The organism is Comamonas testosteroni TK102 (assembly GCF_000739375.1).
GTDB lineage: Bacteria > Pseudomonadota > Gammaproteobacteria > Burkholderiales > Burkholderiaceae_C > Comamonas > Comamonas brasiliensis.
This window is the reverse complement of the sequence record NZ_CP006704.1, coordinates 5,133,244-5,148,178: the sequence shown is the minus strand read 5'-3', so window position 1 is coordinate 5,148,178 and position 14,935 is coordinate 5,133,244. Positions and strand designations below refer to the sequence as shown.

Genomic DNA, 14,935 nt, shown 5'->3' with positions numbered 1-14,935 from the left:
GCGACGGCAACGGCTGCCGGGCTTGGAACGCCAGCAGGTTCTCAGGGGATGAAGTGCAGTATGACCACCGTCATGATCAGATAGCGCAGGAATTTGCCAATGGCCATGTACAGCACGCAGGGCCAGAACGGCAGGCGCAGCCAGCCGGCCACGGCGCACAGCGGATCGCCCACCACGGGCAGCCAGCTCAGCAGGCAGGCCTTGGCGCCGAAGCGCCGCAGCCAGTAGCGTGCCAGACGGTGGTAGCGCGACTGCCTGTGGGGCGGCTTGTGCGGCGGAGCCGGCGCCTCGTCTCCCTGATGGCGGCGGCTTCGGGCCAGCTTCCAGGCCTTGTGGGCGCCCAGGCCCATCCACCAGCTGATGCCTCCGCCCACGGTGTTGCCGGCCGTGGCCACCAGGATGGCCGGCCAGAACAGGTGCGGATTGAGCGTGAGCAGCCCCGCCACCGCAGGCTCCGAACCCAGGGGCAGCAGCGTGGCCGAGACCAGGGCCACGATGAACACGGTACTCAAACCGAACTGCGGCAGGGCCAGCCACTGCAGCAACTGATGCATCCAAGCTTCCATAGGCTGGTGAGTTTAGGCGCTGCGCGATTTCCCTTGGACCGCAGCAGGGCCCGTGGGGCATGGCAGCGCGAGAATATTTTGCGGCGGGCAGGGCATGGGCTGAGGTATGGTGTGCACGCACAAGAACAAAGGAGTGAGTAGGAATGGCTTTCAACACAGCACGCGTGGCGATGGCCGGGCAATGGTTCAAGACGGGCCTGGCGGCCACGGCCCTGGGCCTGATCGCGGGCTGCGTCTCGTTCACAGGCGTGGCGCCGGGCACGCAGGCACCGGTCGATATCGGCACGGCGCGCCTGGTGAAGCTCTCCAGCGTGGCTCCGGGCGTGCGCCAGGATATGCGCTATGCAACACGCCACAACTTCCTGGGCCGTCCCGTGGCCGGCTATGAGGCCGGGGAATGCTGGCTCAGCCGCGCGGCCGCCGAATCCCTGGCCGCCGTTCAACGCGAGCTGGCAGGACAGGGCCTGGCCCTGAAGGTCTATGACTGCTACCGCCCGCAGAAGGCCGTCGACGACTTTGTGCGCTGGGGCCGTGATCTGGCCGACCAGAAGAACAAGGACATGTATTACCCGCGCGTGCCCAAGAGCGAGCTGTTCAAGCGCGGCTATATCGCCGAGAAGTCGGGTCACAGCCGTGCCAGCACCGTGGACATGACGCTGCTGGTGGTGGATGCCAGGCGCGCCAGCAAGTGGGTACGCGGTCCGCTGGCCGACAGCATCGAGGTGGACATGGGCACGCCCTTCGATCTGTTTGACGAGCAGTCGCATACCGACAATGCCCAGCAGTCGCCCGATGTGCAGCACAACCGGCGCTGGCTGCGCAGCCTGATGCAGCGCAACGGCTGGAAGAATCTGCCCGAGGAGTGGTGGCACTACACGCTGGTCGGCGAGCCCTATTCCGAGCAGTACTTCGACATGCCGGTGCGCAGCAACTGAGGCGCCGGGGCCGCAGCGCCTGATAGTGATTCGACCCGCAGGGTGATGCATGGTGTTTGGTTCTGCTGAAATTTTGGGCAGGTATAATCCGGCCCTCTTTTCCAGCGCCCGGTTTGCGCCAGACCCTGTCTGCCGCCGAAGCCAACTTTCTCCATGCCCGCCCTGCACATTGGTCATATTCCATTGGCAAATCGTCTGTTTGTCGCTCCCATGGCGGGAGTGACGGACCGGCCGTTTCGTCAGCTGTGCAAGGCCTTGGGGGCCGGCTATGCGGTCAGCGAGATGGTGACCAGCCGCAAGGATCTGTGGAACAGTCTCAAGACCAGCCGCCGTGCCAACCATGAAGGCGAGCCCGGACCGATTGCCGTGCAGATCGCCGGCACCGAAGCGCTCATGATGGCCGAAGCCGCCGTCTACAACATCGAGCGCGGCGCGCAGATCATCGACATCAACATGGGCTGCCCGGCCAAGAAGGTCTGCAACAAATGGGCGGGCTCCGCCCTGATGCAGAACGAGCCGCTGGCCGTGGAGATCGCCCAGGCCGTCGTGGAAGCCGCACGCCCCTACAACGTGCCCGTCACCCTGAAGATGCGCACGGGCTGGTGCGACACGCACAAGAACGCTGTCTTGCTGGCGCGCCAGTTCGAGGAGGTCGGCATCCAGATGCTGACGGTGCACGGGCGCACGCGCGAGCAGGGCTACAAGGGCTTTGCCGAGTACGACACGATTGCGGCCGTCAAGCAGGCGGTCCGGGTGCCCGTGGTGGCCAACGGCGATATCAACAGCCCCGAAAAAGCCCGCGATGTGCTGGCCTACACGGGGGCGGATGCCATCATGGTCGGCCGCGCAGCGCAGGGCAGGCCGTGGATCTTCCGCGAGATTGCGCACTTTCTGGCCACCGGCGAGCATATGGCTGCGCCTCTGGTGGCCGAGCTGCGCCGCCTGCTGCTCGAGCATCTGCAAGATCACTACAGCCTGTACGGCGAGGGAGTCGGCGTGCGCAGCGCCCGCAAGCATATTGCGTGGTATCTGCGTGCTCTGCCGGGCGGGGAAGAGTTCAGAAAACACATCAACACCATTGAGGACTGTGCGGTGCAATGGCAGGCCGTGGCCGACTATCTGGAGGCCCTCGGGCAGCAGATGGATCGTATCCCGGCGGCCACGGCCGCTGCTGAAGCAAGCAGCGAGCTGGATGAACCGGCAGAAATGACTGCATGAGCCATCAGAATTTAGAACAAGTCGTTCGCGATAGCCTGGAGGGCTATTTCCGCGATCTCGAGGGCGAAACACCGGCCAATGTCTACGACATGGTGATTCGTCTGGTTGAAAAACCGCTGCTGGAAGTGGTGATGGGCCAGGCCGACAACAACCAGTCGCGCGCTGCCGAATGGCTGGGCCTGAACCGCAACACCCTGCGCAAAAAGCTGGTCGATCACGAGTTGCTCTGAACGACGAGGCTACCGAATCCATAGCTGCAAGCGCCGATCCATCTGCACTTGCAGCTTGTTTTTATCCAAACTTTGAATTGACGCCCATGAAAGCTCTGATCTCCGTCTCTGACAAGACCGGTATCGTCGAATTTGCGCAGGCCCTGCACGCTCTTGGCGTGCAGCTGCTGTCCACCGGTGGCACTGCCAAGCTGCTGGCCGACAAGGGCCTGCCCGTGACCGAAGTCGCTGAAGTCACCCGATTCCCCGAAATGCTGGATGGCCGCGTCAAGACCCTGCACCCCATGGTGCACGGCGGTCTGCTGGCTCGTCGCGACCTGCCCGAGCACATGGCCGCGCTCAAGGAACATGGCATCGAGACCATCGACCTGCTGGTGGTCAATCTCTACCCCTTCGAAGCCACCGTGGCCAAGGCGGGCTGCACCCTGGCCGACGCCATCGAGAACATCGACATCGGCGGCCCCGCCATGGTGCGCTCCGCCGCCAAGAACTGGAAGGATGTGGGTGTGGTCACTGCCGCCGACCAGTACGAGGCCGTGCTGGGCGAGCTGAAGGCTGCCGGCAAACTGTCCGACAAGCTGCGCTTTGCGCTGTCCGTGGCGGCATTCAACCGCATCAGCCAGTACGACGGCGCCATCAGCGACTACCTGTCCTCGGTCAGGTTCGAAGACGAGAAGCTCAGCGAAGAATACGTGCCTGCACGTGATCTGTTCCCCGGCCAGAGCAACAGCCAGTTCGTCAAGATCCAGGATCTGCGCTACGGTGAAAACAGCCACCAGCAAGCTGCCTGGTACCGCGACCTGTACCCCGCACCCGGCTCGCTGGCCACGGGCGTGCAGCTGCAGGGCAAGGAACTGAGCTACAACAATATCGCCGACGCCGATGCGGCCTGGGAATGCGTCAAGAGCTTTGACACCCCTGCCTGCGTGATCGTCAAGCACGCCAACCCCTGCGGCGTGGCCGTGGGTGCGAGCGCCTTCGAAGCCTACTCCAAGGCCTTCCAGACCGACCCCACCAGCGCCTTCGGCGGCATCATCGCCTTCAACCGCGCCGTGGACAAGGCCGCTGCCGAAGCCGTGTCCAAGCAGTTCGTCGAAGTGCTGATGGCCCCCGATTTCAGCGCCGAAGCCCTGGAAATCTTCAAGGCCAAGGTCAATGTGCGCCTGATGAAGATCGCTCTGCCCGCGGGCGGCGCAACCGACTGGGACAACGGCCGCAACGCCATCGAGTCCAAGCGCATCGGCTCGGGCCTGCTGCTGCAGACCTCCGACAACCACGAGCTCAAGCTGGCCGACCTGAAGGTCGTGACCGTCAAGCAGCCTACGCCCGAAGAGCTGCAGGACCTGCTGTTCGCCTGGAACGTGGCCAAGTTCGTCAAGTCCAATGCCATCGTCTTCTGCAAGAACGGCATGACCATGGGCGTGGGTGCCGGCCAGATGTCGCGCCTGGATTCGGCGCGCATCGCCTCCATCAAGGCCGAAGCCGCCAAGCTGTCGCTGCAGAACACCGTCGTGGCGTCGGATGCCTTCTTCCCCTTCCGTGACGGCCTGGACGTGGTGGTCGATGCAGGCGCTACCTGCGTGGCCCAGCCCGGCGGCTCCATGCGCGATCAGGAAGTGATCGATGCGGCCAATGAGCGTGGCGTGGCCATGGTGTTCACCGGCGTGCGCCATTTCAGGCACTAATTGCTCCCCCTGAGGCGCTATCGCGCCTTCCCCCTCTCTGGCGCTCAGCGCCGGAGGGGGGCGACACCCTCGGTGCGCGGCGGCGCTTCCTTGGTGTCTCTGGTTTTAGGGCGCGCCAGTTTTGTGCTTTGTGCTCTGTGGCCGGCATTTGCTGGCCATTTTTTTTCAATCTGGTGCTTGGTATGACAGATCCCATCGACGACGAAGAAAACTATCCGCCCAGGCCGCGCTGGATGGGCTGGCTGATCGGGCTGGTCATGGTGGCTAGCGCCTTAGGCGTGGCCAATATCGGCTGGCGCATCATGCGGGTCAGCACGGCCGAGAAGGCGGCGGATGCGCTGGTGGCTGCCAAGCCCGAGCTGGCGGCGGCCCGAAAGCTGGTGGAGGGCGCAGATTGCATGCGCTGCCATGGTCTGGACCGCAAATTTGTGGGCCCTGGCTTTACGGAGATCGCACAGAAGTATGGCTCGCAAGCCGATGCCCAGAGCTATCTGGCAGACAAGATTCGCAGTGGCAGCGTGGGTGTCTGGGGCAATGTGATCATGCCGCGCCACCCGCAAATCAGCGAGGCCGATTCTCTGCAGATGGCCCGTTGGGTGCTGTCGGCTCAGGCGCCAGCGGCTGCGGCTCAATAAGCCCGGTTGCCGAGATCCTGCGTGAATTCAAAGGCTGCCGGCGCTTTGCGCTGGTGGCCTTTTTTTGCTTTGCAGCCTGCGCAGGGTGACCGGCCTTGCTTTCATAATCCGCACATGAGAAAACCGCCCGCGCCCGTTCCTGTGCTGAGTCAAGCCGATCAAGCCCTGCACAGGCCTGTGCATGCCCCGGCGCGTCAGCGTGGCTTTGTCTTCTGGGCCATCTGGGTGAATATCGCCACCTATGCGATCTATCCCACGGCCAACTGGCTGGCCAGCCTGCGCGATCAGCGCTATGACTTCATCACGCGCTGGGACGCGATGATTCCGCTGGTGCCGGAATTCATCTTTGTCTATTTCTCGTTTTTCCCGTTTCTGGCCCTGCCGTTCTGGCTGGTGGGCCAGCCCGATACGGCGGCGCTGGGCAAGCGCCAGGTGCTGGCCACGCTGATCTGCGGTCTGGTCTTTGTGCTGTTTCCGGCGAATCTGGCCTTCGACCGCGTGATCCCCGAGGTGGAGCCCTATCGCAGCATTTTCTCGACCATGTTCTTCGTGGACCAGCCGCACAATCTGCTGCCCTCGCTGCACATTGTCTACACGGCGCTGACCTGTCTGGCCATCTGCCAGGCGCAATGGCCGCGCGGTCGCCGCGCGCTGTGCGTGCTCATGGTGCTGTGGAGTGTGGCCATCTGCGCCTCCACCATGCTGGTGCACCAGCACCATGTGCTGGACGTGGTCACGGCATTGCTGCTGACAGCCGTGCTCTGTGTGCTGATTCGCCCGGCCGATGTGCCGCCGCAGCCACCGCGCATCTGAGCTCTCGGGGCAGGCCCGGCCCATTGCGAATCCTGCGTCAGTGATCGCTTGCATGCAGTTCTGCGGCGCTGTTCCTGCGCCCTGTGCAGGCTTCGTGAAGCACGCGACTGGCTAGTCGGTTTTGCGAAGGCTGTGCTGCCAGGCTTGCACAAAACATGCAAACGGACTGGTGATGCTGCAGGGAATCTGCGCGTTATTGGTGGAATCCCTAGGATGCCGTTTTGAACAAAAGGACCGGGCCGAAGACGCCGCACCACCAATGCGGCCAAGAGTCCGGAGATATGCATGCAGTGGCTGAAAACCAAAACCATTGAACAGGCGCTGGCCGATTCGGACGAGCCGGGCCGTCAACTTCAACGCAGCCTGGGCGCGTTCGACCTGATGATTCTCGGCGTGGCCGTGGCCGTCGGTGCCGGCATTTTCTCGGTCGGCGCGCGTGCGGCGGGCAGCTTTGCCGGGCCGGCCGTGATTTTTTCCTTCATCCTGGCGGCCGCCACCTGCGCGCTGGCCACCATGTGCTATGCGGAGTTCGCCTCCAGCGTGCCGGTCACGGGCAGCGCCTATACCTATACCTATCTGACGCTGGGCGAGGGCGTGGCCTGGATCATCGGCTGGAATCTGCTGCTGGAGATGATTGCCGCCGGCGCGGTGATCGCCAAGTACTGGGGCATCTACCTGTCCACGGTGTTTGCCACGGCAGGCGTGGACATTCCCAGCACCCTGCATCTGGGAGCCATCAGCCTGGAGTGGGGGCCGTTCTTCATCGTGGCGGTGTTCACCGGGCTGCTGATCCTGGGCACGCAGGAGTCGGCTCGGGTCAACAATGTGTTCACCCTGATCAAGATCGCCATCACCCTGTTCGTGATCGTGGTGGGCTTCACCTATATGGACCTGAAGAACTTCACGCCCTTTGTGCCGCCGGCCCAGCCGCCCGTGGCAGGTCATGGCGTGACCGCCGATGTCTGGGGCCAGCCCATGCTGGCCTGGCTGTTCGGTGCCCGCCCCAGCCAGTACGGCTGGCTGGGCGTGATCTCGGGCGCATCGCTGGTGTTCTTTGCCTTCATCGGCTTCGACGTGGTCGCCACCTCGGCCGAAGAAGTCAGGGAGCCACAGAAAACGCTGCCGCGCGGCATCTTCGGCGGCCTGGCGCTGGTGACTCTGCTCTACATCCTGGTCACGCTGGCGCTGACCGGCATGGTCCCTTATACCGAGCTGGCCAAGGCCGAGAATCCCTCGCTGGCCACGGCCTTCATCAGCGTGGGCGCCAACTGGGCCGCCCAGGTGATCGCCGTGGGCGTGCTGCTGGGCCTGACCACGGTGGTCATGGTGCTGCTCATGGGCTCGGCCCGGATCCTGATGGCGCTGTCGCGCGACGGCCTGCTGCCGCGCAGCTGGAGCGTGACCTCGGCCAGGCGCAAGACGCCGGTACGCCTGCAACTGATGGTGGGTGCCGTGGTCGCGGTCCTGGCAGGGTTCACCAAGGTGGAGCTGCTGGAGGAGATGATCAACATCGGCACGCTGTCGGCCTTTGTGCTGGTCAGCATCGGCGTGCTGCTGCTGCGCAAGAAGCGCCCCGACGCCGGCACCGGCTACCGCGTGCCCTGGGTGCCGGTGCTGCCCCTGCTTTCGGCCCTGCTGTGCTTTTATCTGATGCTGAATCTGACCACGCTGACCTGGCTGCGCTTTGTGGGCTGGATGGCGCTGGGTGCGGTGATCTACATGGCCTATGGCATGCGCCATTCGCGCCTGGCTCAGGAGGATAAAAAGTGAGCTATAAACGCATGATATTGCTTGATTTCAATATGTTTTGTATCTGAAATCGTTTTATATCAAGCGAAAGTAGCTATTAATAAAAGAGCGCTGCACGGAACGTCCTGCAGGGCTTTTGCATTGGTTAGAGTGCTGGGCATGAGTACCGAACCCACCGAGACCACGCCGACCCGCTCCCCCACCCAGTCCGCCGAAGATGGCCAGCAGCGCTGCCGCTGGTGTCTGGCCACGCCGGGCTATGTGCACTATCACGACCGCGAATGGGGATTCCCGGTGGACAGCGATCAGCGCCTGTTCGAGAAACTCTGCCTGGAAGGCTTCCAGTCCGGCCTGAGCTGGCTGACCATTCTCAACAAGCGCGAGAACTTCCGGGCCGCCTTTGCGGGTTTCGACTTCCGGCGCGTGGCGCAGTTCGGCGAGGCCGATGTGCAGCGCCTGCTGCAGGACGCGGGCATTGTGCGCCACCGCGGCAAGATAGAGGCCGTGATCAACAACGCCCGGCGGGCCATCGACATGGTCCAGGCCGAAGGCACGCTGGCCGCGTTCTTCTGGCGCTATCAGCCGGCTGTGCCCTCGACGGGCACGACCATCCAGGCCCAGACGCCGGAGTCGCAATCCCTGTCCAAGGAGCTCAAGAAGCGCGGCTGGAAGTTTGTCGGGCCGACCACCATGTATGCGCTGATGCAGGCCATGGGCATGGTCAACGACCACGCGCCGGGCTGCATCACCAGAGCCGAAGTGGAGCGCGCCAGAGCCGCTTTCCAGCGGCCCTGAGCAACTGCCAGAGTGCGCCCTGGCAGCTGTCCCTGGCGTGCAGCTTGCCGGGCATCGAGGGCTGGGCCAGGCTGGCCGGCTGCCGAGGTGTGGTCACCGTCTGCCGCAAAAACAAAAAGCCCTGCAGACATAGACTGCAGGGCCTGGTGGGCGGGCTGGGAACTACAGTGTCTTGAAGACTTCGCGTGCCGCTTCAATGGTGCGGTCGATGTCTTCGTCGCTGTGCGCGGCGCTGACAAAGCCTGCCTCGTACAGTGCCGGAGCAAAGTAGTGGCCGCGCTCCAGCATGCCGTGATAGAACTTGTTGAAGACCTTGCCGTCGGTCTTCATGACCTGGGCGTAGTGCGTGGGCAGCTCGGGCAGGAAATAGAAGCCGAACAGCCCGCCTTGCCAGTCCACGCTGAAGGGAATGCCGGCGGCATTGGCTTCGGCCTTCAGGCCCTGCATCAGGTGGCCGGTCTTGAGGTGCAGCTCGGCGTGGAAGCCGGGGCGGCTGATCAGCTCCAGCGTCTTCAGGCCGCAGGCCGTGGCAATCGGGTTGCCCGACAGCGTGCCGGCCTGGTAGACGGGGCCCAGCGGCGAGAGCTTTTCCATGATCTCGCGGCGCGCACCGAACGCCGCCATGGGCATGCCGCCGCCGATGACCTTGCCCATCACGGTGATGTCGGGCGCAAAGCCTTCGATCTCCTTGGCATACAGGCTTTGTGCGCTGCCCAGGGCGACGCGAAAGCCGGTCATGACTTCGTCATAGATCAGCAGCGCGCCATGCTCGCGGGTCAGCTCGGAGATGCGGCGGGTGAAGTCCACCGAGGCGCGCACAAAGTTCATATTGCCGGCAATCGGCTCCATGATGACGCAGGCGATGTCGCTGCCCATCTTGGCAAAGGCCTCTTCGAGCTGGGCGATGTCGTTGTACTCCAGCACGATGGTGTCCTTGGCCACATCGGCGGGCACACCGGCCGAGGACGAGGCGCCGAAGGTAGCCAGGCCCGAGCCGGCCTTGACCAGCAGCGAATCCGCATGGCCGTGGTAGCAGCCGTTGAACTTGATGATCTTGTTGCGGCCGGTGTAGCCGCGCGCCAGGCGCAGCGCGCTCATGCCGGCTTCGGTGCCGGAGCTGACCAGGCGCACCATGTCCATGCTCGGCACGAGGGCGCGGATCTTCTCGGCCAGCACCACTTCGCGCTCGGTGGGGGCGCCAAAGCTGAAGCCTTCGAGCACTGCGGCCTGCACGGCCTCGACCACTTCGGGGTGGCCATGGCCCAGGATCATGGGGCCCCAGCTGCCGATGTAGTCGGTGAACTGCTGATCGTTCTGGTCCCAGAAATAAGCACCTTGCGCACGCTTCACGAAGCGGGGAGTGCCGCCCACGGCGGCAAACGCGCGCACGGGCGAGTTCACGCCGCCGGGGATCACGCCCTTGGCGCGCTCGAACAGTGCAGTATTCAGATCAGTGTTTTGTGTCATGGGAAGGAATCACAAAGCCTTCAATCGGCTTGGAGTCGGGTTCGTCATCGGTGGAGTCTTCGGCCTGCTCGTCTTCGGACTCCTCGTCCTCGGTGGGCTGTGCCCAGAAAAGACGATCCGGCAGATAGTGGCCCATGCCGGGGCGAAAGCCTGCATCCAGGCTGTGGTCCAGGTATTCCAGCGCCTCCAGGGTCGCAGCACCCAGGTCGTTGCCGGTGGCCAGCAGGGCCGTGATCGCTGCGGACAGCGTATCACCGGCACCTGTGAACGTGGCGTCAAACATCTCGTACTTGCTGTTGCCCAATACGGACTGGGCCGTGGTCAGCACGTTGTCCACGAACTGGTCGGGCAGGGGGATGCCGGTCACCAGCACATAAGGCACTTCCAGTGCCTCGGCGGCCATGGCAATGTCGCGCGCCGTGGGCGCACGGCTGTTTTCCCAGTCCGGCAGCAGCCAGCGCCACAGCGTGTTGTGGTTTCCAACCAACACCGAGGTTTGAGGCAGGACAAGCTCCTTGAACGCATCGAGGTACTGATCCTGCTTGTCGTCCTCCCACCAGGACAGGTCCGGCATGTAGCTGATGATGGGAATGTCGGGGTAGTCCGAGGAGATCGTGGCAATGGCGGCCAGGTTGGCAGGACTGCCCACGAAGCCGACCTTGATGGCGGTGACGGCAATGTCCTCCAGCACCATGCGTGCCTGCTCGGTCACCGCGTCGTCGTCGAGTGCAAAGTGCTCGTAGATGCGCGCCGTGTCTCTGGCGTAGGCGCCGCAGGCCACCGGCAGCGCATGACCGCCGATGGAGGAGATGGTGGCGATGTCGGCCGAGAGTCCGCTGGCTCCGCTGGGGTCACTGCTGTTGAAGGACAGCACGCAGACGGGAGCGGATTCTGTCGCTTCTTCCTGGCGGGTGCGGCGAGGGGGGGGAGGAGATGGGATTCAATGCCATGGCGCACCCCAGTTTGCACCCGGGAATGCAAGGGTGGGAGCCGGGGTTGTGACTAGATACAATCGTTGCATTCTATGTGAAGCCCCTTTAAGCTGTGACTGACCCTAAAACCTGGATGTGTTTGACCTGTGGCTGGCTCTATGACGAAGCCCAAGGTTGCCCCGAACATGGAATTGCTCCGAACACCCGCTGGGAAGATGTGCCCATGAACTGGACATGCCCGGAATGCGGTGCGCGCAAAGAAGACTTTGAAATGGTGGAAATCTGAGTGCCTCAGACACTCGATTCCATTGACGACCGAATTGGGAGGGATTTCACCGTGACAGCATCTGCTGCGCCTTTGCGCGTTCTGGTCGTGGATGACAGCAATACCATCCGCCGCAGCGCTGAAATTTTCCTCAAGCAAGGTGGTTACGAGGTTCTTCTGGCCGATGACGGCTTCGATGCCTTGTCCAAGGTCAACGACTACCAGCCGCAGCTCATCTTCTGCGACATTCTGATGCCCAAGCTCGACGGCTATCAGACCTGCGCCATCATCAAGCGCAATGCGCGTTTTGCCAATACGCCCATCGTGATGCTGTCATCCAAGGACGGTGTCTTCGACAAGGCCCGTGGACGCATGGTGGGCTGTCAGGACTATCTGACCAAACCCTTCACCAAAGATCAATTGCTGCAAGCCGTACAACAGTTCGCGCTGCAAGCTGCAGATGTGGGAGCTGCATGATGACAATTCAAAAAGTTCTGGTCGTTGACGATTCCAAGACGGAGCTGATGGCTCTGAGCGATATCCTGCAAAAGCAGGGCCTGCAGGTGCGCACTGCGGAAAACGGCGAGGAAGCCATGAAGCGTCTGGCCGAAGACAAGCCAGACCTGATCCTGATGGACGTGGTCATGCCCGGACAAAACGGCTTTCAGCTGACGCGCGCCATCTCGCGCGATCCCCTGTATGCCGATGTGCCCATCATCATGTGCACCAGCAAGAATCAGGAAACCGACCGGGTCTGGGGCATGCGTCAGGGCGCACGTGGCTATATCACCAAGCCCGTGGATGCCGCCGAGCTGCAAGCCAAGATCGCCGCTCTGTAACGAGCTGCGCTGCTTATGGCGAACCGCGAAGCCCTCCGAGATCTTCAATCCCGTCTGGCCGGGCGCCTGCAGGCAGCACGCAGCGAAGGCGTCAGCGTGGCTGCCTGGCTGGCAGTGCAGGCTGGCGGACGGGACTATTTGCTGCCGCTGAACCAGGCGGGAGAGATCTTCCCCTGGACCGGCGTTCAGCCCGTCCCCTACACACAGGCCTGGTTTCTGGGCATCGCCAATCTGCGCGGTTCCCTGATGGGCGTGGTGGACCTGGCTCAGTTGCTGGGCCATGGCAATGTCCGCAATGAGCAGGAGCTGATGGATTGCAGCCTGCTGGCCTTCAACCCGGCTCTGGAGGTCAACGCGGCCCTGCTGGCCGATCGTCTGCTGGGCCTGCGTGCCGCCGACGCTTTTTCCAGGTCCGAGCCCGCGCCTGAGCACTCCCCGAGTTTCTTTGGAGCCGTCCATATCGATGCGAGCGGCCGCCGCTGGCAGGAGCTGAAATTGCAGCCCCTGTCTCAAACCGCCAAATTTTTGAGCATTCGTGCTTGAGGTTCCTGGATACAGCGCTATGTCCTTTGCACAGAAAATAAATCAGTTGTTCCGACGCAAGCCCATCGCGGCAGCCGCCAGTGGTGATAGCAGCATGATGGGAGACACGGTCGTACAGGATCTGTATGACGGCTCGCTCAACAGCGTGCAGGGGGCACCTTCCGTCTTCGGCGTCGAGGAAGCCGGTCGTGCGGACGAGCTGGTGAGCCTGCCCATTCTCGGCACGGCCACGACGGCCAAGCACCAGCGCACCCTGTTCACCCTGCTCGGTGGCTCGGTGCTGGTGCTGGTGGTGCTGTCGGCCTGGATGCTGCGCGAAGCCAGCAACTCCAACCAGCAGCTGGCGGCAACCGGCCAGGCGCTGATGCAGTCGCAGCGTCTGGCCAAGTCGGTCTCCATCGCCATGACGGGGGCCGCTCCTGCGTTTGCCGACGTCAAGGACAGCGCCGGCGTTCTAGCGCGCAACGTGCGAGCGCTGGCTGCCGGCGATTCCGACCTGGGCGTGAATGCGCTGGGCGGCGGCTTGCAGGACGAGCTCAGCTCCATCAGCACCCTGATGGAGCGCGCGGAAAAGAGTGCGGGGCTGATTCTCGGGCAGCAAAAGACGCTGACCCAGGTGGGCGACGCGCTGCGCACCATCAACCGTCAGTCCTCCGATCTGCTGGAAACTGCGGAAACCATTTCTTCGCTGAAGCTGCAGCAGGGTGCCGGTGCGGCCGAGATCTCTGCTGCCGGCCAGCTGGTGATGCTGACCCAGCGGATTGCCAAGTCTGCCAATGAATTCCAGACCCTGGAGGGCGTGAGCCCCGAGGCTGTGTTCCTGCTTGGCAAGGACTTGAACTCGTTCAAGGAAATCTCCGAAGGTCTGCTCAACGGCAGCGCCGAAATGCGGCTGTCGGCGGCACGCGATCCCCAGGTGCGTGAACAGCTCGAGACGCTGATCAAGCAGTACGACGACACGCGCACGCAGGCCAGCGCCATTCTGGGCAATCTGCAAGGTCTGGTGTCGGCCCGTGAAGCGCAGGCCAGCATTAACAACGACAGCGAACCGCTGCGTCAGCAGCTGGAGCAGCTGCAGACGGCTCTGCAGGGACTGGGCGGAGCCAGCATGCTGCAGCTGGCGCTGCTGGCCGTGGCCATTCTGGCCGCAGTTCTGAGCGGTATCGGCATCTCGCGCGTGCAGCTGCTGGACAGCCGTGCGCGCCAGCAGGAAGCCGAGCGCCATCAGGTCGATGCCCGTTTGCAGGAGCAGGAAGCCAAGCGCATCAACGACGCCAACCAGGCCGCCATTTTGCGTTTGATGAACGAGCTGCAGTCGGTGGCCGAAGGCGACCTGACGCAGGAAGCCACCGTGACCGAGGACATCACCGGCGCGATCGCCGACTCGGTGAACTACACGGTGGAAGAGCTGCGTGCGCTGGTGGGTTCGGTGCAGAACACCGTGACCCGAGTGGCCCAGACCACCGAACAGGTGGACGTCACCTCGACCGAGCTGCTGGCTGCATCGAACGAGCAGCTGCATGAAATTCGCGAGACCGGCAAGTCGATTCTGGACATGGCCGGCCGTATCAACAACGTCTCGGCCCAGGCGCAGGAATCGGCCCAGGTGGCCCGCCAGTCGCTGCAGGCTGCGGACTCGGGTCTCAAGGCCGTGCAGAACGCCATCGGCGGTATGAACTCCATCCGCGATCAGATTCAGGACACATCCAAGCGAATCAAGCGCCTTGGCGAATCGTCCCAGGAGATCGGTGAAATCACCGAACTGATTTCGGACATTACCGAGCAGACCAACGTGCTGGCGCTGAATGCCGCCATTCAGGCCGCGTCCGCCGGTGAAGCCGGTCGCGGCTTCTCGGTGGTGGCCGAAGAAGTGCAGCGTCTGGCGGAGCGCTCTGCCGACGCCACGCGACAGATTGCCGCGCTGGTGAAGGCGATTCAGGCCGATACCCAGGATGCCGTGGCCGCCATGGAGCGTTCTACCCAGGGTGTGGTTGAAGGAGCCCGTCTGTCCGACTCGGCGGGTACCGCACTGTCTGAAATCGACAGCGTGTCGCGCCGACTGGCCGAGCTGATCGAGCAGATTTCCCACTCCACTTCGCGTGAAGCCAATATGGCCAACGGCGTGGCGGAAAACATTCAGCACATTTTTGCCGTGACCGAGCAAACCGGCGAGGGCACTCGTACCACGGCACAGCAGGTGCGCGAGCTCTCCCATATGGCCGAAGAGCTGCGTCAGTCCGTTTCCCGATTCAAGATTGCCTGA

The 14,935-nt window shown here is 63.2% G+C and carries 16 protein-coding genes; 13 read left to right on the top strand and 3 right to left on the bottom strand.

The window, feature by feature from the left end; genetic code table 11:
* Positions 1-41 precede the first annotated feature (41 nt).
* Entirely contained in the window at positions 42-554 is a 513-nt protein-coding gene (locus O987_RS23335; protein ID WP_043375102.1) for a YqaA family protein, read from the bottom strand.
* A 155-nt stretch (positions 555-709) separates the two neighbouring features.
* Between O987_RS23335 and O987_RS23330 the strand changes: the two genes are divergently transcribed.
* From O987_RS23330 to O987_RS23295, 8 genes are all read left to right on the top strand, one after another.
* The gene (locus O987_RS23330; protein WP_003051475.1) at positions 710-1,501 is read left to right on the top strand and encodes a M15 family metallopeptidase; all 792 of its coding nucleotides are present in this window, start codon (positions 710-712) and stop codon (positions 1,499-1,501) included.
* Between the two features lie 153 nt (positions 1,502-1,654).
* Positions 1,655-2,719 (top strand): tRNA dihydrouridine synthase DusB, encoded by a 1,065-nt coding sequence (dusB, locus tag O987_RS23325; protein ID WP_043375099.1) that lies wholly within the window; start codon positions 1,655-1,657, stop codon positions 2,717-2,719.
* Positions 2,716-2,949, top strand: coding sequence for a Fis family transcriptional regulator (locus O987_RS23320; protein ID WP_003051481.1), 234 nt, complete (start codon positions 2,716-2,718; stop codon positions 2,947-2,949). Before dusB ends, O987_RS23320 begins: the two co-directional genes overlap by 4 nt.
* Positions 2,950-3,035: 86 nt before the next feature.
* A complete protein-coding gene (gene purH, locus O987_RS23315) occupies positions 3,036-4,634 on the top strand; it encodes a bifunctional phosphoribosylaminoimidazolecarboxamide formyltransferase/IMP cyclohydrolase (protein WP_003051484.1) in 1,599 nt (532 codons plus the stop codon).
* Between the two features lie 182 nt (positions 4,635-4,816).
* Positions 4,817-5,269, top strand: a complete 453-nt coding sequence (locus O987_RS23310; RefSeq protein WP_003051487.1) for a c-type cytochrome — start codon at positions 4,817-4,819, stop codon at positions 5,267-5,269.
* A 114-nt stretch (positions 5,270-5,383) separates the two neighbouring features.
* The gene (locus tag O987_RS23305) at positions 5,384-6,082 is read left to right on the top strand and encodes a phosphatase PAP2 family protein (RefSeq protein WP_003051491.1); all 699 of its coding nucleotides are present in this window, start codon (positions 5,384-5,386) and stop codon (positions 6,080-6,082) included.
* 285 nt (positions 6,083-6,367) lie between these two features.
* Positions 6,368-7,852 (top strand): amino acid permease, encoded by a 1,485-nt coding sequence (locus tag O987_RS23300; RefSeq protein ID WP_043375095.1) that lies wholly within the window; start codon positions 6,368-6,370, stop codon positions 7,850-7,852.
* Between the two features lie 138 nt (positions 7,853-7,990).
* Complete coding sequence (locus O987_RS23295) at positions 7,991-8,626, top strand: DNA-3-methyladenine glycosylase I (RefSeq protein ID WP_043376902.1); 636 nt, start codon at positions 7,991-7,993, stop codon at positions 8,624-8,626.
* Positions 8,627-8,788: 162 nt separating this feature from the next.
* On the opposite strand, the gene hemL is transcribed toward O987_RS23295, so the two are convergent.
* Together hemL and thiD are read right to left on the bottom strand one after the other, a co-directional pair.
* Entirely contained in the window at positions 8,789-10,093 is a 1,305-nt protein-coding gene (hemL, locus tag O987_RS23290) for a glutamate-1-semialdehyde 2,1-aminomutase (RefSeq protein WP_043375092.1), read from the bottom strand.
* Positions 10,077-10,967, bottom strand: coding sequence for a bifunctional hydroxymethylpyrimidine kinase/phosphomethylpyrimidine kinase (gene thiD / locus O987_RS23285; protein WP_043375089.1), 891 nt, complete (start codon positions 10,965-10,967; stop codon positions 10,077-10,079). Before thiD ends, hemL begins: the two co-directional genes overlap by 17 nt.
* A 191-nt stretch (positions 10,968-11,158) precedes the next feature.
* Here thiD and O987_RS28495 point away from each other — a divergent pair, with 191 nt between their 5' ends.
* From O987_RS28495 to O987_RS23265, 5 genes are read left to right on the top strand one after another with little or no spacing between them, the layout of a single operon-like run.
* On the top strand, positions 11,159-11,311 hold the full coding sequence (locus tag O987_RS28495; protein ID WP_034399566.1) for a rubredoxin: 153 nt from the start codon (positions 11,159-11,161) through the stop codon (positions 11,309-11,311).
* A 51-nt stretch (positions 11,312-11,362) separates the two neighbouring features.
* Complete coding sequence (locus O987_RS23280) at positions 11,363-11,767, top strand: response regulator (RefSeq protein WP_003051508.1); 405 nt, start codon at positions 11,363-11,365, stop codon at positions 11,765-11,767.
* On the top strand, positions 11,767-12,129 hold the full coding sequence (locus O987_RS23275; RefSeq protein WP_003051510.1) for a response regulator: 363 nt from the start codon (positions 11,767-11,769) through the stop codon (positions 12,127-12,129). The genes O987_RS23280 and O987_RS23275 overlap by 1 nt, the downstream gene beginning before the upstream one ends.
* A 15-nt stretch (positions 12,130-12,144) precedes the next feature.
* Positions 12,145-12,672: a chemotaxis protein CheW gene (locus tag O987_RS23270; protein WP_003051512.1), complete on the top strand. Its 528-nt coding sequence runs from the start codon at positions 12,145-12,147 to the stop codon at positions 12,670-12,672.
* 19 nt (positions 12,673-12,691) lie between these two features.
* Entirely contained in the window at positions 12,692-14,935 is a 2,244-nt protein-coding gene (locus O987_RS23265) for a methyl-accepting chemotaxis protein (protein ID WP_043375087.1), read from the top strand.